Below are 23,506 nucleotides of genomic sequence, written 5' to 3'. Positions count from 1 at the left end.
TGAATTGTTTCCTTCCTTGGATAAACTTGGGTTGTTCGTTGTAACCGGGCCAACCCTAACCCGCGATTAAGCGATGTTGCTTGGCTTTTGGCCTATCCCAGCAGCTGCAAGGCGAGCTGGGGTTGCTGATTGGCCTGGGCCAGGATGGCCGTTCCAGCCTGCTGCAGGATGGAGTTGCGGGTCAGAGCCGCTGTTTCAGAAGCGATGTCCGCATCCATGATCTGCGACCGTGCTGCCGAAGTGTTTTCGGAAACGTTGGTCAGGTTGTTGACGGTCGATGCGAAACGGTTTTGCAGCGCGCCCAGCTCCGAGCGAATGTCGGAAATCTGGTCGATGGCGCCATCGACGATGGTGATCATCGAGTTGGCCTGGGTCTGGGTGCTGATACCGGTACCAACATGGTTGGTCAGAGAGCCGCCACCGATGATGTTGCCGTTGGTGGAAAGCGCACCCAGATTATCGGTGTCCACCAGAGCGATGGAAACGATGATGGTCTGGTCGGCATCGGCGCCCACGTGGAAGGTTTTTCCGGCGGAAAAACCACCACTGAGCAGACCAGTGTCGTTAAACTGCGTGTCGGAAGAGATCCGATCGATTTCCGCCAACAGCTGATCCATCTCAGCCTGCATATCCATGCGGTCTTCGTCGGTGTAAGTGTCATTCGCCGACTGCACCGCGAGTTCCCGGATGCGCTGTAGAGCACTTTCAGTCTCTTCCAGAGCCCCTTCAGCCACCTGCATCAGAGAGATGGCGTCGTTGGCGTTGCGTACGGCTTGGTTGGTGCCTCGGATCTGAGCTGTCATCCGGGTGGAGATGGACAAACCCGCTGCATCGTCCTTGGCGCTGTTGATGCGCAGTCCGGAAGAGAGTCTTTCAAACGTGGTTCCCAGAGCGCTGGTAGCCTTACCCAGGTTACGCTGAGCATTCAGGGATGCCACATTGGTGGTGATTGATAAAGCCATGAGTTGAGTCTCCTTGGTGTTCCTTTTCGGCAGATTGCCGTTTTCTTCCTTCCTTGGATGGTCGTGGGCCTTTCTTTTCAAGGGACCGGCCCGGTCCCATGGTCACGAACCTGTTGCCCTACTACACCAGGAGCTGCAAAGCCAACTGGGGCTGCTGATTGGCTTGGGCCAAAATCGCCGTACCAGCTTGCTGCAAGATGGAGTTGCGGGTCAGAGCAGCTGTTTCAGCAGCGATGTCCGCATCCATGATCGCAGACCGGGCCGCCGAGGTGTTTTCGGAGACGTTGGTCAGGTTGGCGATAGTAGACTCAAAACGATTCTGCAGGGCGCCGAGACCGGCACGAATGTCAGACACCGAATCCAGGGCGTTGTCGATCCTGGTGATGGTGGCGTTGGCGCTCTGTTGATTGCTGACGATGACATCGGAACCACCATTGCTGATCAAAGAGGCGGTGGTGGCGTTGTCAATGCTGACCTGAATGGTTTGACCGGCATCGGCTCCAACATGAAAATCCTTGCCGGTGAATCCGCTCAGAAGCAGCGTGTCATTAAACTCGGTTGTGGTGGCGATACGGTCGATTTCGCTGAGCAACTGATTGACTTCATCCTGCATGTCGTTGCGGTCGGAATCGATGTAAGTATCGTTGGCCGCCTGCACTGCAAGTTCCCGGATCCGTTGCAGCGCGTTGGAGGTCTCGTCCAAAGCACCTTCTGCGACCTGCATAAGAGAAATAGCATCGTTTGCGTTACGGACGGCCTGGTTGGTTCCGCGGATTTGGGCTGTCATCCGGGTGGAAATGGAGAGCCCCGCCGCGTCATCCTTGGCGCTGTTGATACGCAGTCCGGAAGAGAGACGTTCGAAAGTGGTTCCCAGTGCGTTGGTCGACTTCATCAGATTGCGCTGGGCGTTCAGGGAGGCCACATTTGTATTGATTGCAAAAGCCATGATTCAGTACTCCTTCTTCTTCAAAAGCTCCATTGATTGTTGTCTCGCTCGATCCTTCCGTGGATCGTTCTGGGCTGTTCTTTTTAAGGGGCCAACCCAACCCCTTGAAACCCTCGTCCGCGGCCAGGACTATCCCAACAGTTGCAAGGCGAGCTGGGGTTGCTGGTTGGCCTGGGACAGAATCGCAGTACCAGCTTGTTGCAGAATGGAGTTGCGCGTCAGAGCAGCCGTTTCGGCAGCGATGTCGGCATCCATGATCTGTGACCGGGCGGCGGAGGTGTTTTCCGACACGTTGGTCAGGTTGGCGATGGTGGACTCAAAACGGTTTTGCAGGGCACCCAGGCTGGCGCGGATGTCTGCCACTGAATCCAGGGCATTGTCCAGTCTGGAGATAGCTGATTCTGCAGCCGAAGTGGCACTACCACCACCGCTTCCCAGATTGATGGAAAGGTTGGTGCTGACCGTACCGTTGGTCGAGACCTGGGCCAGACCCAGAGCATCGGCACCAGCGGCTTGGATGGAAACCTGGATGGTCTGGTTGGCATCAGCACCGACGTGGAACTGTTTGCCAGCGGAAAAACTACCCCAGAGCAGCTGTTGATCGTTGAACTCGGTGGTGTGGGCAACCCGCTGAATCTCATGAATCAGCTGTTCCACCTCATTCTGCAGATCTTCACGGTCGCTGGAGACCAGGGTGCCGTTGGCAGCCTGAACAGCCAGTTCCCGAATGCGTTGCAGGGAGTTGGTGGTTTCGTCCAGAGCACCTTCCGCAACCTGCAGCAGCGAAATACCGTCATTGGCGTTACGCACTGCCTGGTTGATACCGCGAATCTGGGCGGTCATCCGGGTGGAGATGGATAGCCCCGCTGCATCGTCCTTGGCGGAATTGATTCTGAGACCTGAAGAGAGACGCTCAAAAGTGGTGCCGAGCGCACTGGTTGAACGCGATAGATTTCTCTGCGCATTCAGTGAAGCAACATTCGTGTTGATGGCAAATCCCATGATATTTACGCCTCCTAAGCGATTCTTCCTGTTTTATTTCGCTTGTAATTTCCGTCCTTGGTTGGAGGTGGGTTGTTCATTTTTTATCGGGCCAACCCTAACCCAGATCTGGTACTTTACTTCGGGAAAACGTTCTCTTTTCTTTAGTGTCCCATGGTGTGATGTCTTTGTCCGAGGCCCTTGCCGATTGATTCGCATTTTCCTTATGCCTTGTCGGTGGCCTTGCTGTTCTTTTCGGCTTGTGACACTTGAACTTAAGCGCTTATTTTTAAAATTTTCGGTGCATCTTTTAACGGTTCAGTGAGCGCTTGTTCCGGGATCCATGGGGGTGTTCTTCTTTTAAGAAAGATAGCCTTCCGTGGATACATTGGGCTGTGTGATTGCCGGGAAACCCAACCCTTTTCCATGTATTTCGTTTGTCTGTTGCTGGACGTTCTCCTTATAGGTCAAATCCTGAAAGTTATCTGTCGAGCCCCAGAAAAAATCTTTTATTGTGCATCAGGCGCAGCTTTTCCGTAGGGCCGTTCCCGTTTCTGTTTCATCTCTTTTTGTCTGAAAAGATCAACCTGTGTTGTGGCGAACTCAAGATGCACTTGACCTGTGAGGTTCCAGAATTATCGGATCCTCTACCACTTTCATGGGCTCTGCCGGGGTTTCCGGACCCAAAGGGAACCGGAGGGGCCTGCCGGGAGAGGCCGTTGGGTGGTGCGTCTGTTCGGATGGTTCTACACCATTCAGGCAAAGATCGGGTGACTGAACCCTTTCGGTCAGGCCTGGAATGCTTGGTTATCCGAGTGTGCTGTGTTTGCGTTTCGCCGGAGTTGGCTTTCTATGGTCCTGCGCGAATATTCTTTGGAAAAGCCATTCTTCGGAACTCCTTTTCCGGGAATAATCCCTCTCCCGATGGTTGATCAATGACTGGTGGGGTGGTCTGTTTTTCTCTTTGCTACCAGCCCGCTCCGTGATCTTGAATATCTTATCGGTGGGGTTTGGGGGGGGCTTGAATGTTTTTAACGATATTTACGAAAAACATGGAAAATTTATCAGGGAGAGGGGGGCAGGTTTGGCGTATATGGCCATTCCAACTGATAAGCAAGGCATGGCGGCCCTCCCTTGAGGCGTCATTCCCGGGAAAGCGGAAATCCAGGGGAGGAAAAGTGTGTGCTGCCTGGAAAAGGGTTGGGGTATGGGGGCTGTAGCCGTTGATGGGGAGTGGTGTCGGGCCAGGAGATGGTGGGTGCAGCAGCTACAGGGGTAAGGATAGGGAGAGTTGCCTTGGATCAGAATCCTCTCCCTTCCCGGGGGAAGGGGAGGGAGAGCGTATTCCAGCGTGTCGCGTTTTCGGTTCAGCGGCCTCGGCGCTCGGAGAGGGGAATGCCCAGCTCCTTGGAGAGGCGTACCGCATTGCGGGTTTTCATCTTGCCCAATACTTTCGCCGCCGTTTTTTCCCGCATGACCTTGAGCACACGGACAGCGGTATCGGTATCCATAGTTTCCAAACCGGCAGCAGCAGCTTTGGCCTTCATGCCGGAATAGATTTTCGCCAGCCGGGCAATATTGGTGTCATCCACCGATTTTTCGGCGGTCAGATCCTTCTGAATCGCCTCGCGCAGGGTTTCCAGAGCGGCCAGGCGTTCGGCCAGCTTTTTTTCCAGCCGTTCCATCTCCTTCTGGCGCACATCCAGCCATTTTTCCCGATCATCCAGATCGATCCGGCGCTTTTCCAGGGCGTTGAGCAGCTTCAGGGGATCCCTGGGCAGGACGACGGTCTCGTTATTATTATCGGCAGACCAGGCCGGAAAGGGGTGGGACAACAGGATGACCAGTGCCGCCATCCAAACGGTGAGCCATTTCGCCTTCAAGGTAGGAACTCCTGATCAAGCGTTTCGTTGGTGACGGAGAATGCCCGCCATATCCATCTCCAGGGCCTCCTGTTTGCGTTCTGCCAGGAGACGCCGTTTATCATCTATTTCTGCCAGTTTTTCAGATTGCTTCAGAGCCACCCGAGCCGCTTTCCACTGCTCTTGGGCCACAGCGCGCTCTTTTTTGGCCTGCTCCAGGGCCGCCAGTAGCTTTTCACGCCGCCATTTTTGGCCTTTGATAAAGTTTTCCACCATCTCCGGCGGTAGTCGATCTTCCTGGGGACCAAAATTGTTCTGGGCGGTTTGGCGCGCCGATTCGGTCTCCTGGTCCAGCTCCCGGATCGTCTTTTGGATCTGATCCATCAGGCCGATGGCTTTGGAAAGCCCGGCAGCGGCCACCTCTTCCTTGATCTGCCGCAGATCCACCAGTCGTTGGAAGCGGTTCATTGTTTCAGGTTACCTTTCCAGGGGCTTGGTCTCAAATCTTTGCCAAGCTCAGGGGCGCTTTCAGCTAAAGGGTAGACCAGAGGTCCGCCGCTCAATGGATATCTTGGTCCAGGGTCTTGATCCAGGCGCTTGATCCAGCATCCGGAATCAGCATTCAAAATGAATATTCCCAAGCCCTCCCATGGCTGGATTGGCAGCAGTCTATTGGGGAAGGATCGATTAATTGTGCAAAATCGGCTACTCTGGTGCAAACGGTCGGGCTGATTTCCCCAAAAAAAGGGGCGCCTTTGATCCAGCTTGGGGGTAGCCCAATAGAGAGTCCCAATAGATGTGGTATAGAAATGCAAAAAACATGCCTTCCTCTTCCGTGAGGCCCCTGCCCCGTCGGGTGGGGAAAATTCGGGTGGGATCTTCCCCCTTGATGGTGGCTGTGCTGATCGTGCTCTTCTTGATGGGGAGTGGTTCTGCGGCAGGTCGGGAAAAAAAGAGTCTGCGCCTGATCTCTGATCCGGAAACCAGCGATTTTTTGGATACCCTTGGCAAACCTTTGACGCAACGGGCGGGGCTGGACCCGGAGGATGTCCATTTTCATGTCATCTTGAAGTCAGACCTCAACGCCATGGCCCTGCCCAACCGCCACATTGTTTTTAACAGCGGTTTGCTGCTGCAGGCGGAGGACCAAACGGAAGTGGCCGCCGTGATGGCCCATGAAATAGCCCATTTGGTGGCGGGTCATCACGCCCAGTTGAAATCAGCAGCCGAGAGCGCCTCCATCCGGGCGATGATTTTAACGGCTCTTGGGGTGACGGCTGGGATCGCCACCGGCAACAGTGACCTGGCCCAAGCGGCGGTGACCGGTGGCAGTGCGGCCATTCAGGCGTCGATGCTGGGGCTGTTGCGGCAGAAGGAGATGCAAGCTGATCGTTTGGCGATTCACTATCTCATTCGCACCGGTTTTGACCCCCGGGGAATGGCTGATTTTTTGGAACGGGTCGCCCGGGATCAGCGTATGACCAGTCTCCCGGCCCCCTATCTCATGAGCCATCCGGTCACCTCCCATCGTTTGAGCGAAGCCCGGGCCCAGGCGGAATCCCTGCCATCCATTCAAAAACCGATCTCGGAGGCGGAGCGAGAATCCTTTTTGCGGGTGCGCGCCAAATTGATTGCGGGTGGTGGGGCTGATCCGGGGGCGGCGGTGGCTCTTTTTCAGAAGCGCCTGGATCAAAAGGGGGCGCTGGATCAGGAGAGCGAGCCGGATGCGGCTCAAACCTTTGCCAACCGCTACGGTTTGGCCCTGGCGCAATTTTATTCCGGCCACCTGGAAGAGGCTGTGGCGCTGTTTGATGAATTGATCGCTCTGAAGGGGGCGGATCCCTATCTATTGCGGGAGCGGGGCCTGGTGCGTCTGGAGCAGGGTCGTTTGGCAGCCGCCGGAGCGGACTTTGAGGCGGCGTTGGCGTTGAAGCCCAAGGAGCCTGATCTGATCTACCGGTTGGCTTTTACCTGGAGCCAGCAGGGGGACTATGAGACCTCCGGTCGTCTGTTGCGGCGTTTAATCAGCGATCATCCCACCGAGGCCCGGGCTTTTTATCTGTTGGGTTTGGTGGAGGGCAAGCAGGAGCGGATGGGGCAGAGTCATCTGGCGTTGGCCCGCTATTATGGCTTGATGATGCAGGATCCGACCTCGATTTGGCATTATCGCCAGGCCATTGAGCATTTCCCCAAGGGTTCTGCAGAGGCCAGGATCGCCAAAGCTGAAATGGCGCGGAAAAACAAAGAGAAGAAAAAGGGCGGCTGATTTTTTGATACCCATTCCACTTCAATCCGTTGGCTTTGGGTTTGTCCGTGGAAATTGTTGTTTCTGCTGATATTTTGCGCGTCAAAACCGAAAGTTTGCCACAGAGGAAAAAGAGCGCACAGAGAAAAAAAACACAACAAGGAAATAGATATGAATTGTATAGCAGTTCTATCTCAAAATTGGACACTCTTCCCTGACGCGTCATCCCCGCGAAGGCGGGGATCCAGAGAGCTGATGATTGCCCCCAAGGAAAAACCAAATCTTCAAGAAAGGCCGGTATTTTGCTGAAAGTGATGCAAGATTTGGAAAGGTTTGCGCCAGACTCCCTGGATTCCCGCATTCGCGAGAATGACGGAAAAATGCAACGGTATATGTCCAATTCTTGATTTGAATGGCTATAAAAAGCAGGTTTTGCACTTCGATCGTTTTTTTGTTTTCTCTGTGTCCTCTTTTTCCTCTGTGGCAAAAAGGTTTTTTTGATTAATTCACCTAGCTGAACCAGGCTTGGTATGATTGGCTCCAACTTAAAGGGGCGGCTCTCCCCCAACCTCCAAGCGTAAAATCTCCGCCTCCCGCACCAGCCCCAACGCCACCAAAACCCGTGCCGCTGCCAATCGGGGATCCATGGGCAGGTAGCGATCCATTTCGGTCATTTCCTTCGGCATCGGCTCATAGGCGAGGGAGAGATAGCCCGCCAGCGCCCCATGCAGATTTTTTTTGCGTTCCAGAGAGCTGGCGTCGAGCCAGGCGAAGGCCCGCAGCACCGCCAGTGGGGGATCCCTTTCCGTTAAAAAGCGCCGTAGAGTCTGGACAGAGGCTTCATCGCGGCGATCAAAAAAGCGCATGAGGGCGGTCATGGCCATCTCGGTCAGCTCTTCCTGCCAAGCCCCATCCACCTCTTTGGGAAACCACCGGGAGAGCTCCCCCAGCACCCCTTCCAGGCTCTCCCCGGGCCCCCCTGAGCCTTCTCCCAGGAGTATCAACCGTAGCCCCTGGGCCTGGGCTCCGCTCAACCCCCAGAGCATCTCCCGCATTTGGGGGAGCCGTCCGATCTGGTGCCAGGCTTTGGCGTAGAGCAGGCGCACGCTGGGGGGCAATGGTTCCGGCAGACCCAAAATGTCCGGGTTGAGCAGCCCCCCTTCCAGTAGCAATCCCAAGGGGTTGGCCAGTTCCTGATGGAGGAGTTGCTCCAGCTGGGCATCCCGCTCCAGGGGTTCTTTCCACTGATCCAGCAGTGTGGCGATGGCTTGGCGGCGCTGCCACACCGCCTCCGTCCCTGTTTCGCATCCCCCTGCCGGGGCTGTTACCAGACGATTGGGCTGGTGGAGATCGGCATGTCGGGTCAGTCGTTGCGGGGAGCTTCCCCACTGGCGAATGGCCCGCTCCACCAACATCACCCCCCTCCCCCAGCGCTTTTCTGCGAGGAGCCACTCCACCAGAGGTGCCAGGGTGGTTTCCGGTATGCCCAAACCCGTTGCAGGCGCCTCAGCCAGCCCCAGGAGCGCTTCCCAATAGGCCTGAGCCTCATCAGGGAGCCCCTTGGCCCGGGCCAGCTCGGCCTGTCCCAAAATCAGCAGGGGATCGGGAGAGGGGCGGTTTTCCTCCTCGGCGTAGAGGTTTAAATGCAGCTCCGCCTCCCGCAGGCGACCGAGCTTCAGCGCAGCCAGGCCGACTCCCCGTTGGGCGCGGAAGCGGTGGGGATGGTGGGGGCGACCCATGAGAAATTCCGAATAGTGGCTCCGGGCCTGGGCATAACGTCCCACCCCCATTCGGGCATCCGCCAGAAGCAATATCAACGGGTAAGGGTCGCTCACCTCCCCATCCAGCAGGCCGGCGATAATTTTTTGCGCCGCCTCAAACTCCCCCAACTGGAGATGGGCTTCCGCTTGGATCTGCAACCATCTGGCTGCGGTCAATGGGGCGCCACCAATCGCCAGAGCGCGTTCTGCCAGGTGTTGGGCCAATCCGGGAGAGCCTGTTTTCAAGATGACGGAGACCGCCTCCGGGGTCAGGTGTCTCCAATCTCTCCCCTCCCCTCTTCCCTCCTGGCGTCCAGACAGGGACTCCTCTTCAATGGTGGCATCCTGAAGGGTGGCGGGCAGGGGTTCGTGGGGGGCGTTGGCGGCTTGTTCAACCTCTGGAGAGGCGCTCTCCGGTTTCATCTCCGGCTGGCTGGCTCCGGCTGGCTCTCCCTTTTCCTGGCGATGGGGCAGCATCGAGTCATTGGGAGGTGCGTTGGCATTTTTGTCCCGGGGAAACAGCTGATCAAACTTCCTGGGCTCCGGGGTGGCCGGGCTCTCCAGGGAAGGTTTGGCTGAATCAGAAGTGGCGGTAGGGAGCCCCTTTTGCCGTGGTCCGGAGGGGGTTGCTCTTTTCAGAGGGGTGGTGGGGGGGGATTTGAGGGCCGGATCGAAGGCTGGATCCTTCAGATCTGGAAAAAAATCCACCTCGTCGGGTGCCTTGGAAAGATCGGTTTTTGGGTCGATGGGTAGGGTGGAAATCTGGCGGTCGATCTTCAGCTCACCGGTAAGAGTCTCCGGGGGAGTGCGTCGCGGGCCGCTGTTGGTGCTGGGAGTGGATTGGGCAAAAGCCAGCAGGGGAAGCGGTTCGTGGAGATGGGGGGCCCCCATCGCCATCGCCGGGTGATCAGCTTGCTGGCTGGTAAAGATGGGATTCGCTGTCGGGAAGTCCGCCCCGGCACGGGCCGAAGGGGGGGTCAGGACCGCGAGCAGCAGGCAAGCCGACAAAGCCAGGAGAGATAGGGAAGGTCCAGGGTTATCTGGCCGCCCTTTATCTCTTTGGGCCGTCAAATCAGGCGGCAAGGAGGGGGTGGCGGCTGGCAGGGGGGATGGATCGCCTGCCTTTGAAGGGCCACGATTCTTTACCCTTGGCACACCTGGGTGTGAAACCACGGGTGTGGGCCGGGTTGGGCCGTTGGAGATCAAATGGCGTGGAGCGGCCCGGGAGTGGATTGGGAGCTTCACTGTTTGGGTGGAATCAGGCGCTCGTAACGCAGGGTCGGCTTTGCGGCTGTGTCACTTTCACCAGGGGTGATCGTTTCCATGGCCTCTTCATCATCGCCACCACATCCTCTGACCCCAACTGTGACCAGCGCCAGCAGAACCAGAATGACAGGCAGAAATTTCCACCGGGAGCGCATAAAGCGACCACCGGAACGGTCGGAAAAATCCAGATTGGATGACGGTCGAAAGCGGCGAGCGCTCATGGTCCCAACGGTGTTCGGGTCAGGCTGCTTGTGCCGGAATGGCGTGGCCGATCCGGACAATCCGGTTGGCCCCATCCACATATACCAGTTTTGGGGCGAATACCTCGGCCTCGGCCTCACTCATGCGGGCAAAGGCGGCGATGATCAACAGATCCCCCTGGTTGGCTTTGTGAGCGGCAGCTCCATTGACGGAGATCATGCCACTGTCGCGCTCTCCGCGAATGACGTAGGTGGTGAATCGCTCTCCGTTGTTGATGTTCCAGAGATGCACCTGTTCATATTCGTGGAGTCCAGCTGCTTCCATCAAAGCCTCATCGATGGCGCAGGATCCCTCGTAGTCCAGTTGGACTTCGGAGACTGTCGCTCGATGAATTTTGCATTTTAACAGATTGAGGTCCATCTGCCCAATTTTTCTCCATTCACTTCACGAAGTTAACAGCCGGTTGTCGATGAGGCGTACGCCATCCACAAAGGCTGCGATCAGTAGCTGTGGTGATGTGCTGTCCAGATTCCAGGGCCCCAGCGTCCGGGAGTCTCGCACCGCTACATAATCAATGCGATCAATTCCCGATGCAACCAAAACCTGACGACCAACCCCTTCCAGGGCCTCAGGATTGCGTTCTCCCCCCTGCCAGGCTTCACTGACAGCCTCCATGGCCCGATAAAGCCCCAAGGCCCGTTCCCGACCTTCCCGATCGAGATAGCGGTTGCGACTGGAGAGGGCCAAACCGTCGGCTTCCCGCACCGTCGACACCCCTTCCACCACCACTCCCAGCCCCAAATCCCCGACCATCTGGCGTAGCAGGATAAATTGCTGGTAGTCCTTCAGGCCAAGAAAGATACGATGGGGACGCACAAGATTCAACAAAACAGTCACCACCGTCGCCACACCTTCAAAATGGCCGGGTCGAAAAGCGCCGCACAACTGAGACCCCAAAGGCTCCACCGATACCCGGGTTTGATGCCCCTGGGGATAGATTTCTTCCACCGTGGGATAGAAGAGTCCATCACATCCAGCCCCGGCAAGCAATTCCCGATCTTGCTGCAACTCCCTGGGATAGCGTTCGAAATCTTCCCCCGGACCAAACTGGGTGGGGTTGACGAAGATCGACGCCACCACCCGGTCACACTTTTCTTTGGCCGCCCGGATCAGGCTCAGGTGTCCTTCATGGAGCCCTCCCATGGTGGGGACAAAACCGACACTCTCAGAAGCACCCCGGCAGCGATCCACCCAGAGGGAGAGGTCGTGCTGTTTTTCAAAAAATTTCATATCGATTCCATCCTGGTGCATCCAGATCGGATCGTTGGCAGACTCTTTCCAGTCCTGCCGGTCAGCCTTTTTCACGTCCCCCATAGACGTTTCTTCATCAGGAGGATGTGTGCTCCGGACCAGGAAACCGCCCCTCCCTCACCTCTTCGGCAAAGCGATTGACCGCCTCCCCCACCAGGCTGCCTCCCTCCAGGTAATGCTTGACAAATTTGGGCGCGACTCCCTCAAAAAGGCCCAGGAGATCGTAGAGGACCAAGACCTGGCCATCACAATCGGGACCAGCGCCGATGCCGATGGTGGGGATGTGGACTCTTTGGGTGATATGAGTCGCGAGGGGGGCTGGAATGCCCTCCAGAATCAGCAGCCCCGCTCCCGCTTCGGCCACAGCCAAAGCATCGGCCATCACCTGCTCCCCAGCCTCTCCCCGCCCCTGCATTCGAAATCCTCCAAAGGCGTGGACTGATTGGGGGGTGAGGCCTACATGGCCCATGACGGGTATTCCCCGGGTGGTGAGAAAGCGAATGGTTTCCGCCATGTGCTCTCCCCCTTCGAGCTTGACGGCGTGACAAGCCCCCTCCTTCATCGCCCGGGCTGAACTGGCCATGGCGGCTTCAGGGCTGGATTGATAATCACCAAAGGGCAGGTCGCACACCACCAACGCCCGCTCTGCCCCTCGAGCCACTGCACGGGTGTGATAGATCATCTCATCCAGGGTGACCGGCAAGGTGGTGTCGTGGCCCTGAATGACCATGCCCAGGGAGTCTCCCACCAGCAATATATCTATATTGGCCCGGTCCAAAAGACGGGCAAAGGAAAAGTCGTAAGCGGTCACGGAAACAATCTTCCGTTCCCCCTTCATGGCGATCAAATCAGGTAGGGTGACCCGCCGGGTCATGTCGGATTTCCTTCGGTTTTGGCGGGCGCAGGGCTTCCCGGGAACCAAAAATCGATTCCGGCAGAATCCATCGGGGAGAGGTTTCCCGTCAGGGTTATGGGATTGTCCCGGCCCACCAGCATTGGGGTCGATCCAGGCAAAAGGGTGATTGTGTTGGGCAAGCTATGGCCTGGAAGGATTCAGATATCCGCCCTTTTAAAACAGGGTCGGATTCCACTTCGGCAGCCGGATTACCCGGGAGGGATCATCGACACTTGCGCAAAGGGTGTCAACACTTTTACCCAGCAGGGGGTGAATCAGCTCAGGGGCCAGCTCTGCCAGGGGGTGGAGTACGAAGCGGCGCAGGTGCCATCGGGGGTGGGGTATGATGAGGGTGGGTGTATCAATGATGTGGTTGCCATAGAGCAGCAGATCCAGATCCAGGGTGCGGGCTCCCCAGCGCGTTTCCCTGGTGCGGTCACGTCCTTGGCTGGCTTCGATTTTTTGCAATATATTCAGTAGATCGTGGGGATCGATGGTGGTTTCGATCTGGCAGACGCCGTTGAGATACCAGGGTACTCCCTTGGGGCTTCCCACGGGTTCGCTGCGATAGAGGTTGGAGTATTGGCGGAGTTGAATGTTGGGGGTGTTGTTGAGGGCTTTGAGAGCGTTGGTGAGGGTTTTTTGGGGTTTTCCCAGGTTAGCTCCCAGGCCGATCCAGGCAGTGATGCTATTCACAGGGATGGCTTTTGGGTTGGAAAATGCGTGGATCAGATATATGCATCTTTTGCTTTTGATTTTACTATTAGGGGTGTAGGGGGATTATCCCCCTACCGGGTGTGGGCAGAGCCCACGGTTTATCTTTTGATCTTATCTTTTGATTTTGCCTTACCAACTCCAGCGGGTTTGGGGCGCAGCCCCAAGGTCTTGGTTTTATTGTCAAAGAGACTATAGCCATTCAAATCAAGAATTGGACATATGCCATTGCATTTTTGTCGTCATTCTCGCGAATGCGGGAATCCAGGGAGTTTGGCGCAAACCTTTCCAAATCTTGCATCACTTTCAGCAAAATACCGGCCTTTCTTGAAGATTTGGTTTTTCCTTGAGGGCAACCATCAACTCCCTGGATCCCCGCCTTCGCGGGGATGACGGGCTTGCCCTTTCCCGGTTTGAGCGGATCGTCCCCTGGATCCCCGCCTTCGCGGGGATGACGGGCTTGCCCTTTCCCGGCTTGAGCGGATCGTCCCCTGGATCCCCGCCTTCGCGGGGATGACGAGTCAGGGAAGAGTGTCCAATTTTGAGATAGAACTGCTATACGATGTGCCATCCCCAAAACATTCCCAAAAGGAACGACTATATTCTAGACACGGACGATGGCAAGACAAGCCATTGGGGTGGGGTTAACTTGGGGCAGATCAGTGGAATCGGTTATGGCTGGGAAGGTGGGGTAGAGGGGTGCTTTAGTAGAGTGTCAGAGGGGCGGGCCGCTCAACTGAAATCACTCCCGGCGCTTTGGGTAAGGCTGGCGCCGGGAGTGGATTTCGAATTGAACGAAGCTTAGGTGTTGACCTTGATATGCCAGGGCTCAAAGCGGACCCCAAGGAGGTTGTCCCGGGGATAGCGTAGTTGCAGATAGCCCAGCTCCACCAAGCGCTTATAGACGTCTGTGGTGATAAAGCGTGAGGTAAAGTTGGCAGCCCCAAAGCCCTTTTGGCCCACGTCAAAGTCGCTGATGCCGTGGAACGAATAGCCTGGGGGAGCCAGAGAGCGGGAGGCGCGGGAGAGATTGCCGCCGCTTTCGTAGGTTTTTCGCAAAAAGAGCATGAACTGCTTGGAGACTCCCCGTACACCGGAGGTGAGAACGATCTTGTCACCCAGCTCTTTTTTGACGGAATAATAGGTGCGTAAAGGCAGCCCTTTGTAGAGAAAATTGCCTGATCCGGGGATTTTGACCACTTCCCGCTTGGGGATTCGGTCGGTTAGATTTTTGATCGGTTTTTCGCCATAGAAGCCATATTCAGTGGCTGATTCGTAAAAAACCATCTCCAGGAGATCCAACTCTTCCGGCAGAAAGGAGCCGACATCGGAAAAGCGGTTGGCTGCCTTCAGGGCATCGTCAAAATCGAGGAGATGAAAATTGGCGTGACCGATGGTAGACTGGATTTTTTCCAGCCGCCGTTTGGTGGAGGTAAGAATGCGGAATTTTTTCTGACTGAGAAAAACGTCGGTGGAGTGATCCCGGTCGAATTCCCGCATTTTACGCAAGTATGTGGATACCTGTTCGTTCCGGGGCTTGGGTGCGATGACCGGAGGCCGCCTGGAGTATCCTGCAAAGGCCGGAGTGGTGAGGCAATTTCCTGCCACCCCCAATCCGATTGCTTTTATGAAGTCTCGTCTTTTCATTTTTTTTGCGCCCGTAGAGTCACCACTTGACGAATCCGGGGCCGACTGTGTCAAATCGGCGTTGTTTTGTGTCACCCGGGTTTGGAGCGGGTGGCGTTGGGGAAGGTTCCCCAAAAAAGTCATTCCATCTCGAATTTCCAAACCCTGCACAACACCGTCCTTCACGTAGAGGATTCTGTTCCCGCAGGGGGGGGTGACGCAGTTATCTGTTTGACTTGTTTTTCCCGAGTGCCGTAGAAAGGGCGATCATATCACACTGATCCCAAAAATGAATCCCTTTTCACCCAGAGGCGGGAGCCACATGAACCGATCCCACCCGGAAGGGTTTTTCAGTAAGACCCTTTCCATCAAGCGTTATATTTTCCTTACGCTGCTTGCAGTTAGCGTATTTGTTGGGACGGATGCCTCCTGGGCTGGTCCCTCCCGTTCTGTTCACGATACCTCCGTCATCACCACGGAGGGGGTTCGGGATATGGTGGAAAAGGCGACTCTGGCCAATGCCAGTCCCCAAACCGTCAAAAAAACCGATTCCGGCCAAAAATTTTCCGGCAGGAGCGTGACCCTTCCCATTTCCCCGGTTACGGGAGAGGGGTCGGTTCAGGCACTCTGCCAAAAGATCGGTCGTAAGCTGGGAAGTGTCTCTCCCGAGAGCTGTCATGCTGCCGATCTGCGCCCGACCGGTTATCAATCCGTCAATGGTCTGGCGCTGGCCCTGAAAGAGTATCCGCCGCTTTCCAACCGTGAACCCCAGGCCCGGGTGATGGTATTGGGGGGAATCCACGGTGATGAATACTCCTCGGTCAGTATTGCCTTTAAATGGATGCAAACATTGGACCGTTATCATTCCGGTCTGTTTCATTGGCGGGTTTTACCCCTGGTCAATCCCGACGGCCTGTTGCAAAAAAGATCCCAACGCATGAATGCCAACGGGGTGGATCTCAACCGCAACTTTCCCACCTTCAACTGGTTGGAAGAGTCCCGGGACTATTGGGTCCGCCGTACGGGCCGAGATCCCCGCCGCTATCCCGGTCAAGCCCCTTTGAGTGAGCCTGAGTCCCGATGGCTGGCTGAAGAGATCGTGCGCTTCAAGCCCCATGTCATCATCTCGATACATGCTCCCCTGGGGCTCCTGGACTTTGACGGCCATCGGCCCAAACCACCGAAAAAACTGGGCCATTTGCATCTGGATCTGATGGGCACCTACCCCGGTTCCCTGGGGCGTTTTGCGGGTGTTCAGGAACAAATTCCCATTATCACCATTGAACTGAGCTACGCAGGAATTATGCCATCCAGAGGGGAGCAGCGACGGATCTGGCGGGATCTGGTGGGGTGGCTCAGAGGCAATATTTTTGACCCCAATCAAGCCCACGACAGAACCTTCAAGGCTGCCAACGAGGGAATCGATGTGGCCCAGAAGGGTGGGGATGTGACTGTCGGCTCAAAAACACCATGAACCCACGTCTGAAGCGTTTGCACCCCTACCCTTTCGAAAAATTGGGCAAACTCCTCAAAGGTGTTGAGCCCCGTGGTGAATATGGTCCCATCGATATCGCCATCGGTGAACCCCGTCACCCGGTGGCCCCCTTTATCCGGGAAGCGCTGACCCAGGCCCTGGACGGTCTCGCCCACTATCCCTCCACCCGGGGGGGGTTGCCCCTGCGGCAGGGGGTGGCGGCATGGATCGAGAGGCGCTATCAACTGCCGGAAGGCCATCTGGATGTGGAGCGGCATCTGTTGCCGGTCAACGGTACCCGAGAGGCGCTTTTTTCCATTACCCAGGCGGTGGTGGGAAGGGAGGGGAATGAGGCCCCCCCCCCTGTCGTGCTGATGCCCAATCCTTTTTATCAGATCTATGAAGGGGCGGCCCACATGGCCGGGGCCGAACCGGTACTGGTAGAGGCCACCGCTGAAAACCACTTCCTCCCCGACTATGAATCCCTCCCGGAGGAGCTGCTTGGTCGCACCCGGATCGCCTATCTGTGCACCCCTTCCAACCCCACGGGCTCAGTCTACTCCCTGGAGCAGCTGCAAAGGTTGATTGCCCTGGCCGAGCGGCACGATTTTATTCTCGCCTCGGATGAGTGCTATTCCGAAATTTGGGATGAGCAACCCCCGCCAGGCATTCTGGAAGCCGCTTATGGTTTGGGGCGGGTTGATTTCAGCCGCTGCCTGGCCTTCAACTCCCTCTCCAAACGCTCCAACATGCCGGGGGCTCGCAGCGGTTTTGTGGCGGGGGATGCCGGGGTGCTGGCCGATTATTTTCGTTTGCGCACCTATACCGGCTGCGCCACCCCTCCCTTCATACAGCAGGCCGCCGTCGCCGCCTGGGCCGATGAGAGCCATGTGGAACAAAACCGGGCGCTCTACCGGGAAAAATTGGCAACAGCTCTGGAAATTCTCTCTCCGGTATTGCCGGTGATGCGTCCCGATGCCGGTTTTTATCTCTGGCTTAAAGTGCCGGGGGGGGGAGAGGCTTTTGCCCGGCAGTTGTTCGAGCAATACCGTGTGCGGGTGCTGCCCGGTGGTTATCTGGGCCGCCCGGCGGTCAAGGGCTGCCCCGGATGTGCCCCCGGGGAAAATCCCGGAGATCCCTTCATCCGGGTGGCGTTGGTGGCGACTCTCGATGAAAACCGTCAGGCGATGGAGCGCATTGCCCGCCTGGCCCGGGAGATGAGCGGCTGAGAGGAGAGCATTCCAGGCGTTATGACGGAGTTTGGTGCTGGAAATTGTTCTTCGATCGTTGGATTTAAACATTTTTTTCAATAGGCCAGTCCTCTTAAAAAAAACTGGCTTCGAACCCTCTTTAACCAAGTCAGGGCTCCCTGTAATGGACAGAGCGCTGCCGGATGAAGAGACACGTATTACAGGGAGTTTAAGGAAAACGGATGTCTGAACTGCAAACCACCATCGAACAAGCCTGGGAAAACCGGGCCGACTACAACCCCCAGACCCAAGGCGCTGTGCGGGATGCCGTGCTGGAAGCCATCGAAGGGATGGATTCCGGTGCACTGCGGGTGGCGGAAAAAAATCCCGACCACGCCGATGCTACCCACGGCTGGGTGGTGAACCAGTGGGTTAAAAAAGCGGTTTTGCTCTTTTTCAAGCTCCACGACAATGTCGTGATTCCCGGTGGCGGAGCCCCCCATTTTGACAAGGTGCCCCTGAAATTCAGCGGCTGGGACGAAGCCCGCTTTCGCCAGGGGGGCTTTCGGGTGGTGCCTACCGCCACCGTGCGCAAGGGGGTCTATATCGCCCCGGGTGTGGTGCTCATGCCCTCCTATGCCAACATCGGCGCTTATGTGGATTCCGGTTCCATGATCGACACCTGGGCCACGGTGGGCTCCTGTGCCCAGATCGGTAAAAACAACCACATCTCCGGCGGCGCAGGTATTGGCGGGGTGCTGGAGCCACTGCAAGCCAATCCGGTGATTATCGAAGACAACTGCTTCATCGGCGCCCGCTCCGAGGTGGCCGAAGGGGTGATCGTCGGTGAGGGTTCGGTGCTCTCCATGGGGGTTTATCTCGGGGCCTCCACCCCCATCGTTGATCGCACAACGGGCTTGATTCATCGGGGATATGTGCCTCCCTATTCGGTGGTGGTGCCCGGAACCCTGCCCGGCAAACCCCTCCCCGACGGCTCTCCCGGTCCCAATCTCTACTGTGCCGTGATCGTGAAGACCGTGGACGCCCGTACCCGCTCCAAAACCGCCATCAACGAACTGCTGCGGGAATTTTAGATGGCCCACGATCCCCTGGATTTGGCCCTGGAGTTGGTCCGGGTGGCTTCTGTCACCCCGGCTGATCACGGCTGCCAGGGGATCGTGGTGGCACGTCTTCAGGCGTTGGGATTTAAGGTGCACCCCTTGCGCTTTGGCGAGGTGGATAATTTTTATGCCCGCCTGGGGGATGTCGGTCCCAACCTCTGCTTCGCGGGTCACACCGATGTGGTGCCTTCCGGGGATTTGGACGCTTGGCAGGTGGATCCCTTCGGTGGTGAGATTCGGGAGGGGGAGATTATCGCCCGGGGTATCAGCGATATGAAGGGGGGGCTGGCCGCCATGGTGGCCGGTGTGGAAGGGTTTCTCGCCCGGCAGCCCGATTTTACCCAGCGGGGGAGCCTCTCTTTTTTGATCACTGGCGATGAGGAGGGGGATGCCGTTGATGGCACCCGGCGGGTTCTCGATTGGCTGAAGGAGAAGGGGGAGCGGCTGGACTACTGTCTGGTGGGGGAGCCTACCTGTAGCCAGCGTCTGGGAGATGTGATCAAAAATGGCCGCCGGGGCTCATTGAACGGCGAGATCGTGATCCGGGGAGTGCAGGGCCATGTAGCCTATCCCCACCTGGCGGATAATCCCATTCATCGCGCTTTTGGACCCCTGGGGCAGCTGGCTGAGACTGTTTTGGATGCAGGGAATGCCGATTTTCAGCCGTCGAGCTTTCAGTTTACGGGCTTGACCTCGGGGGGGCTGAGCAATGTGATTCCGGGGCAGATACGTGCCACCTTCAATGTGCGGTTTAACACCGAACAGACGCCGGAAGGGTTGGAGACGATCATTCGTGGGGTTTTGGATCGCTCCGGGGTGGATTATGAGTTGAACACCACCCTTTCGGGATTGCCGTTTCGCACCCGGGGGGAGAGTTTGCTGCCAGCGTTGCAGGGGGCGATTGCCGAGGCGACCGGCCATCCACCGGCGCTTTCCACGGGTGGCGGGACATCGGATGCGCGTTTTATCTCGCAATATTGCCCGGAGACCCTGGAGTTTGGTTTGGTCGCCTTGGGCATCCATCAGGTGAATGAGCGCTGCCCGGTTGTGGATCTGCGGGGGCTGGCCAAAATTTACCAATCGCTGCTGGCCCGCCTGTTTCCCGCCTGATCCCAAACCGGGTTTGCTCACGCCAACTCAGCCGATGCGCAGTCGCGCGACCGGTTCTCCACCCAGTAGATGCTGCTCCACGATTTCAGTGATATCCGTCGGCTTGACCCGGCCATACCAGACCCCTTCGGGATAGACCACGACGGTAGGACCTTGGTCGCAAGGCCCCATGCAGGAGGTGCCGGTGAGGTAGATCTGCTCGAAGAGGGCGCGTTTTTCCATTTCATTGGCAAAGGCGTCCCGAATGGAACCGGCCCCCACTGCGCCACAGGAGCCCCTGGGGTGGCCTTCAGGCCGGGTGTTCATGCAGACGAATACGTGGTGTTTGGGTTTGTTGATCATCTTTACTCCTTCCCTGATTTTGTCGTTTCCTTCCTAAAGGTCATCCTGAGTTTGGGGCATGGCTGACGAGGCCCTGACCGGTATCTTCAGAATGGATCCATCAGAAAATTATGCGATCAATTCTGGGTGCCCTTTGCAATCAAGTCAACATGGAGATATAAATATCAGTCAGGTGCTCTCCCCGGTTTTGGCTGGGTGACGATTTCGCGTTTTAAGGTGAGGCACCCCCCCCGTTTTTGGCCCTGTGAAAATCCAAATCGGGTGTGACAGAAGGGTTGCCTTATTCGAAAATCATGATAATCTAATGTTCGCTTCGGGGTGCGGGGTTAGTCTGGTCTGGCATGGCCTCTGGATTCGGGTTTTTTTTCCTGCTCCGGCCTTGCAAAAAATAACAAAGCTCCCGGGTGGCAAGTCCGGGTTTTTCATTTGGCTCCCGGGCAGGCCCAATCAAATATGTCTGGATGGAACGGGGATATATAACCTAGTTTAGGAAAGTAGAGGAGAACGAAATCATGCCGAGTTTTGAACTGAGTGGACAAACCTACGAAACTGACGAAGATGGCTATCTTGTGAATCTTGGTGACTGGAGCCAGGAAGTGGCTGAGTACCTCGCTGAAGCCGAGAATGTCGACATGTCTCCTTCCCACTGGGAAGTGGTCAACTTTCTGCGGGAATATTATGAAGAGTACAAAATTGCTCCCATGATCCGCATCCTCACCAAAGCGATTGGTAAAAAGCTTGGTAAGGACAAGGGCAACACCAAATATCTCTACGATCTGTATCCCGGCGGTCCGGCCAAGCAAGCCTGTAAGATTGCTGGCCTCCCCAAGCCGACTGGCTGCGTCTGATTTTTTTTTCCGGTTTTTTCCCAAGGCAACACGCCTGGGAAGAGCCGGAAGCCAGACTGGTCTGATGTATTCGAAACCGGTTTTTCCCAGGGGAGGCATGCAGTCTGCCTATCCTGGGAGGAACCGGTTTTCGTCCTATGTGAAGGCGGTTTTCTGTTTCTGTACAGAACAGAAAGGAAGTCCTGTACACCTGCAATCGGGTTAGGGCTTACCTCCCGCCGCCGTTAACGATAACTCGCGCCCTGACGGGAAAACCGCATGCTTACGGTCCTCGCATACCTCGTCCTTGGTATTTTTGTCATCGGCTTCGTGTGGCGGATTTCGACCTACCTGCGATCCACCGCACCCCTCAAGATAGCCACGACCCCAGCCCCCACCAGTCGATTTGGGGTGATTCGAAGGCTTTTTCTGGAAGTGGTCCTTTTCAACAGCCTCTTCAAGGGGGACAAACTGGCCTGGGCGGGTTCCATAGCCTTCCACGGGGCCTTGGTTTTGGTGGCGATCCGCCATCTGCGCTACTTTGTGGATCCCCTCCCCCCTCTGTTTGCCCACATCCAGATTTTGGGGGTGTTGGCGGGTTTGGCCATGATGGGTGGTCTGGGGGTGCTGTTGCTGCGCCGGATCTTTATCGACCGGGTGCGCTACATCTCTTCCAAGGCTGACTATGGCTGGTTGCTGCTGCTTTTGGGCATCGGCTTTACCGGTCTGGTGATGAAATTTTTTATCCGCCCGGACATCGTCGCGGTGAAGGCCTCCATGGTGGATCTTCTGGTGCCTTTCCAGAGCTTTTCCCCCCAGATGGCTGGCGACTGGATTTTCATCCTGCATCTGCTGATGGCTTTTGCGCTGATCCTGCTCTTTCCTTTTAGCAAGCTGATGCATCTTGGTGGGATCTTTTTTGCCCCCACCCGCTATCAGGTGGACAATCCCCGGGAAAAGCGGCACGTCAATCCCTGGGCTGACAAGTAAAGAGCAGCGTGAGTTTTTCCTGATTGATCCACTCGGGTTGAGCCTTACCGGCTTCCCCCGGGATTTCACTGATCTGAAACGAGGAGTCGGTACGTGGCTGATTACGAGGTTCCGGAAATACCGGAAGACATCGAGACGCCTCCCCTGAAAGAGGGGACCACGGGGCACCTGAAACCCTATCCTGCCGTAGACAAGCACATGGCCCCCCTGGGATTCCCCGGGGAGCGTGTGGAAAACTGGCAGGAAAAGGGCATCGAAAAGATGGGGGAGATGCTGAAAAAGTATCGGTCCCTCCAGGTGTTCATGGACATCTGCGTCAAATGCGGCGCCTGTGCCGACAAGTGCCACTATTTTCTGGGCACCCAGGATCCCAACAACATGCCGGTGCAGCGTGCCGAGCTGATGCGGGATGTCTATCGGCGCTACTTTACCCCGGCTGGTAAGCTGTTGCCGGGTGTGGTGGGGGCTGCCGAGTTTGACGAAGAGACCCTGCACAAGTGGTTCACCTATTTCCACCAATGCTCCCAGTGTCGGCGTTGCTCGGTCTTTTGTCCTTACGGCATCGACACCGCTGAGGTCACCATGGCGGCTCGGGAGATTATGGATGCCATCGGTGTGGGTCATAAATATACCACCGAAATTGTCGCCAAGGTCCACGAAATCGGCAACAACCTGGGCATTCCCAAGCCTGCTCTGAAGGGAACCCTGGAGTTCCTGGAAGAGGACATGCTGGACAATTGCGGCCACGAAGTGCGCTTGCCTCTGGATCAGGAGGGGGCGGATGTTTTGTTGGTGCCTCCTTCGGCGGACTTTTTCTCTGAGCCCCACATCATGTCTTTGATGGGTTATGCCAAGGTGTTTCATCAAGCCGGCATCTCCTTCACCATCAGCTCCTATGCCGCTGAAGCTGCCAACTTTGGCATGTTTATCGGTTCTTATGAGAACAAGCGTCGCATTGCTTCCCGGATTGCCGAGCAGGCCCGGGAGTTGAAGGTCAAACGGATCGTGGTGGGTGAGTGTGGTCACGCTTGGCGTGCGGCTTACAGCTTTTGGAACACCCTGATGGGACCGTTCGACTTTCTGGATCCCAACTATCCGGTGCCCCAGCACATCTGTGAGTTTACCCACGATCTTTACAAACAGGGTGCTTTGGTCTTCGACAAGGAGGCCAACGACGAGCACGTCATTACCTTCCACGACTCCTGTAACGTGGCCCGGGCGACCCGGATGGGGCCCCATGCGGGTGGCCAGATGATGATTCCCCGGGAGTTGATCAAAGCCACGGCCAATCGATTTGTCGAGATGGATGAGGATACCATCGGTGAGAAGACCTTCTGCTGCGGTGGCGGTGGCGGTATTTTGACCGACGAATTGATGGACATTCGCATCAAGGGGGCTTTGCCTCGGGTGACGGCCTTGAAGCGGGTGATGGATAAGAATGGGGTCAACTTTTTGGGTCTGATCTGTGCGATTTGTAAGGCGCAGTTTACCAAGATCCTTCCCATGTACGGCATCCCCATGGATACCGTGGGTGGTGTGCATCAGTTGGTGAGTAATGCCATTCAGCTGGGTGCCAAAAAGGGTATCGTCTAGCTTTTGAAATTCACTCTGCCGGGTCCGGGGTTCCTCTTGGACCCGGCAGAGCTGCCTGCCTTTTTTCTCCTTTCGTCTCTTTTTATCTTT

Annotated in this window: 21 protein-coding genes; 8 read left to right on the top strand and 13 right to left on the bottom strand. The window is 56.5% G+C overall.

Annotated elements, in window-relative coordinates; genetic code table 11:
- Window positions 1–92: 92 nt before the first annotated feature.
- The 5 genes from HQL52_00735 to fliJ all read right to left on the bottom strand — a co-directional run bounded on the left by HQL52_00735 (window position 93) and on the right by fliJ (window position 5,219).
- Window positions 93–962, bottom strand: a complete 870-nt coding sequence (locus HQL52_00735; protein ID MBF0367961.1) for a flagellin FliC — start codon at window positions 960–962, stop codon at window positions 93–95.
- Between the two features lie 121 nt (window positions 963–1,083).
- Window positions 1,084–1,908: a flagellin FliC gene (locus HQL52_00730; protein ID MBF0367960.1), complete on the bottom strand. Its 825-nt coding sequence runs from the start codon at window positions 1,906–1,908 to the stop codon at window positions 1,084–1,086.
- A gap of 129 nt (window positions 1,909–2,037) precedes the next feature.
- The gene (locus HQL52_00725) at window positions 2,038–2,910 is read right to left on the bottom strand and encodes a flagellin FliC (protein ID MBF0367959.1); all 873 of its coding nucleotides are present in this window, start codon (window positions 2,908–2,910) and stop codon (window positions 2,038–2,040) included.
- A gap of 1,346 nt (window positions 2,911–4,256) precedes the next feature.
- Window positions 4,257–4,772 (bottom strand): hypothetical protein, encoded by a 516-nt coding sequence (locus HQL52_00720; protein MBF0367958.1) that lies wholly within the window; start codon window positions 4,770–4,772, stop codon window positions 4,257–4,259.
- A gap of 15 nt (window positions 4,773–4,787) precedes the next feature.
- Window positions 4,788–5,219 carry a flagellar export protein FliJ gene (gene fliJ, locus HQL52_00715; GenBank protein MBF0367957.1) on the bottom strand — a complete coding sequence of 144 codons (432 nt, stop codon included), beginning with the start codon at window positions 5,217–5,219 and terminating at the stop codon, window positions 4,788–4,790.
- A gap of 352 nt (window positions 5,220–5,571) precedes the next feature.
- On the opposite strand from fliJ, the gene HQL52_00710 reads away from it, so the two are divergent.
- Window positions 5,572–7,017, top strand: a complete 1,446-nt coding sequence (locus tag HQL52_00710) for a tetratricopeptide repeat protein (protein MBF0367956.1) — start codon at window positions 5,572–5,574, stop codon at window positions 7,015–7,017.
- Between the two features lie 524 nt (window positions 7,018–7,541).
- On the opposite strand, the gene HQL52_00705 is transcribed toward HQL52_00710, so the two are convergent.
- The 7 genes from HQL52_00705 to HQL52_00675 form a co-directional block, all read right to left on the bottom strand.
- Window positions 7,542–9,647 carry a hypothetical protein gene (locus HQL52_00705; GenBank protein MBF0367955.1) on the bottom strand — a complete coding sequence of 702 codons (2,106 nt, stop codon included), beginning with the start codon at window positions 9,645–9,647 and terminating at the stop codon, window positions 7,542–7,544.
- Window positions 9,648–9,997: 350 nt separating this feature from the next.
- Window positions 9,998–10,243 (bottom strand): hypothetical protein, encoded by a 246-nt coding sequence (locus HQL52_00700; GenBank protein ID MBF0367954.1) that lies wholly within the window; start codon window positions 10,241–10,243, stop codon window positions 9,998–10,000.
- Between the two features lie 19 nt (window positions 10,244–10,262).
- Window positions 10,263–10,643: an aspartate 1-decarboxylase gene (locus tag HQL52_00695; protein ID MBF0367953.1), complete on the bottom strand. Its 381-nt coding sequence runs from the start codon at window positions 10,641–10,643 to the stop codon at window positions 10,263–10,265.
- Window positions 10,644–10,667: 24 nt separating this feature from the next.
- Entirely contained in the window at window positions 10,668–11,513 is an 846-nt protein-coding gene (locus HQL52_00690) for a pantoate--beta-alanine ligase (GenBank protein MBF0367952.1), read from the bottom strand.
- A 97-nt stretch (window positions 11,514–11,610) separates the two neighbouring features.
- Complete coding sequence (panB, locus tag HQL52_00685) at window positions 11,611–12,408, bottom strand: 3-methyl-2-oxobutanoate hydroxymethyltransferase (protein MBF0367951.1); 798 nt, start codon at window positions 12,406–12,408, stop codon at window positions 11,611–11,613.
- Window positions 12,409–12,603: 195 nt separating this feature from the next.
- Window positions 12,604–13,116, bottom strand: a complete 513-nt coding sequence (gene folK / locus HQL52_00680; protein ID MBF0367950.1) for a 2-amino-4-hydroxy-6-hydroxymethyldihydropteridine diphosphokinase — start codon at window positions 13,114–13,116, stop codon at window positions 12,604–12,606.
- 828 nt (window positions 13,117–13,944) lie between these two features.
- Window positions 13,945–14,790, bottom strand: a complete 846-nt coding sequence (locus HQL52_00675) for a D-alanyl-D-alanine carboxypeptidase family protein (GenBank protein ID MBF0367949.1) — start codon at window positions 14,788–14,790, stop codon at window positions 13,945–13,947.
- 472 nt (window positions 14,791–15,262) lie between these two features.
- On the opposite strand from HQL52_00675, the gene HQL52_00670 reads away from it, so the two are divergent.
- From HQL52_00670 to dapE, 4 genes are all read left to right on the top strand, one after another.
- Window positions 15,263–16,243, top strand: a complete 981-nt coding sequence (locus HQL52_00670) for a murein peptide amidase A (GenBank protein MBF0367948.1) — start codon at window positions 15,263–15,265, stop codon at window positions 16,241–16,243.
- Window positions 16,240–17,472, top strand: a complete 1,233-nt coding sequence (locus tag HQL52_00665; GenBank protein MBF0367947.1) for a succinyldiaminopimelate transaminase — start codon at window positions 16,240–16,242, stop codon at window positions 17,470–17,472. The genes HQL52_00670 and HQL52_00665 overlap by 4 nt, the downstream gene beginning before the upstream one ends.
- A 203-nt stretch (window positions 17,473–17,675) precedes the next feature.
- Window positions 17,676–18,527: a 2,3,4,5-tetrahydropyridine-2,6-dicarboxylate N-succinyltransferase gene (gene dapD, locus HQL52_00660; GenBank protein MBF0367946.1), complete on the top strand. Its 852-nt coding sequence runs from the start codon at window positions 17,676–17,678 to the stop codon at window positions 18,525–18,527.
- On the top strand, window positions 18,528–19,664 hold the full coding sequence (gene dapE / locus HQL52_00655) for a succinyl-diaminopimelate desuccinylase (GenBank protein ID MBF0367945.1): 1,137 nt from the start codon (window positions 18,528–18,530) through the stop codon (window positions 19,662–19,664).
- 27 nt (window positions 19,665–19,691) lie between these two features.
- Here the strand turns inward: dapE and HQL52_00650 are convergent, their stop codons facing one another.
- Complete coding sequence (locus HQL52_00650; GenBank protein MBF0367944.1) at window positions 19,692–20,003, bottom strand: (2Fe-2S) ferredoxin domain-containing protein; 312 nt, start codon at window positions 20,001–20,003, stop codon at window positions 19,692–19,694.
- Between the two features lie 515 nt (window positions 20,004–20,518).
- Here HQL52_00650 and HQL52_00645 point away from each other — a divergent pair.
- From HQL52_00645 to HQL52_00635, 3 genes are all read left to right on the top strand, one after another.
- Entirely contained in the window at window positions 20,519–20,854 is a 336-nt protein-coding gene (locus HQL52_00645; protein ID MBF0367943.1) for a TusE/DsrC/DsvC family sulfur relay protein, read from the top strand.
- A 258-nt stretch (window positions 20,855–21,112) separates the two neighbouring features.
- Entirely contained in the window at window positions 21,113–21,823 is a 711-nt protein-coding gene (locus tag HQL52_00640; GenBank protein MBF0367942.1) for a respiratory nitrate reductase subunit gamma, read from the top strand.
- Between the two features lie 93 nt (window positions 21,824–21,916).
- Entirely contained in the window at window positions 21,917–23,416 is a 1,500-nt protein-coding gene (locus tag HQL52_00635) for a (Fe-S)-binding protein (protein ID MBF0367941.1), read from the top strand.
- Window positions 23,417–23,506: the final 90 nt, after the last annotated feature.

The sequence above is a fragment of the Magnetococcales bacterium genome (assembly GCA_015232395.1).
In the GTDB taxonomy this organism is placed as follows: domain Bacteria; phylum Pseudomonadota; class Magnetococcia; order Magnetococcales; family JADFZT01; genus JADFZT01.
Note: the sequence above shows the minus strand (reverse complement) of the source record. Positions and strands in the feature narration are given on the sequence as shown.

What these genes read in the sequence shown, in the direction of transcription:
- HQL52_00670 (MBF0367948.1), top strand. Translation starts at nt 15,263, where the DNA reads ATGGTGGAAAAGGCGACTCTGGCCAATGCCAGTCCCCAAACCGTCAAA.
- HQL52_00735 (MBF0367961.1), bottom strand. Translation starts at nt 962, where the DNA reads ATGGCTTTATCAATCACCACCAATGTGGCATCCCTGAATGCTCAGCGT.
- HQL52_00675 (MBF0367949.1), bottom strand. Translation starts at nt 14,790, where the DNA reads ATGAAAAGACGAGACTTCATAAAAGCAATCGGATTGGGGGTGGCAGGA.
- HQL52_00695 (MBF0367953.1), bottom strand. Translation starts at nt 10,643, where the DNA reads ATGGACCTCAATCTGTTAAAATGCAAAATTCATCGAGCGACAGTCTCC.
- HQL52_00725 (MBF0367959.1), bottom strand. Translation starts at nt 2,910, where the DNA reads ATGGGATTTGCCATCAACACGAATGTTGCTTCACTGAATGCGCAGAGA.
- HQL52_00690 (MBF0367952.1), bottom strand. Translation starts at nt 11,513, where the DNA reads ATGAAATTTTTTGAAAAACAGCACGACCTCTCCCTCTGGGTGGATCGC.
- fliJ (MBF0367957.1), bottom strand. Translation starts at nt 5,219, where the DNA reads ATGAACCGCTTCCAACGACTGGTGGATCTGCGGCAGATCAAGGAAGAG.
- HQL52_00640 (MBF0367942.1), top strand. Translation starts at nt 21,113, where the DNA reads ATGCTTACGGTCCTCGCATACCTCGTCCTTGGTATTTTTGTCATCGGC.
- dapD (MBF0367946.1), top strand. Translation starts at nt 17,676, where the DNA reads ATGTCTGAACTGCAAACCACCATCGAACAAGCCTGGGAAAACCGGGCC.
- HQL52_00705 (MBF0367955.1), bottom strand. Translation starts at nt 9,647, where the DNA reads ATGGGGGCCCCCCATCTCCACGAACCGCTTCCCCTGCTGGCTTTTGCC.
- panB (MBF0367951.1), bottom strand. Translation starts at nt 12,408, where the DNA reads ATGACCCGGCGGGTCACCCTACCTGATTTGATCGCCATGAAGGGGGAA.
- HQL52_00730 (MBF0367960.1), bottom strand. Translation starts at nt 1,908, where the DNA reads ATGGCTTTTGCAATCAATACAAATGTGGCCTCCCTGAACGCCCAGCGC.
- HQL52_00645 (MBF0367943.1), top strand. Translation starts at nt 20,519, where the DNA reads ATGCCGAGTTTTGAACTGAGTGGACAAACCTACGAAACTGACGAAGAT.
- dapE (MBF0367945.1), top strand. Translation starts at nt 18,528, where the DNA reads ATGGCCCACGATCCCCTGGATTTGGCCCTGGAGTTGGTCCGGGTGGCT.
- HQL52_00665 (MBF0367947.1), top strand. Translation starts at nt 16,240, where the DNA reads ATGAACCCACGTCTGAAGCGTTTGCACCCCTACCCTTTCGAAAAATTG.
- HQL52_00710 (MBF0367956.1), top strand. Translation starts at nt 5,572, where the DNA reads ATGCCTTCCTCTTCCGTGAGGCCCCTGCCCCGTCGGGTGGGGAAAATT.
- HQL52_00700 (MBF0367954.1), bottom strand. Translation starts at nt 10,243, where the DNA reads ATGAGCGCTCGCCGCTTTCGACCGTCATCCAATCTGGATTTTTCCGAC.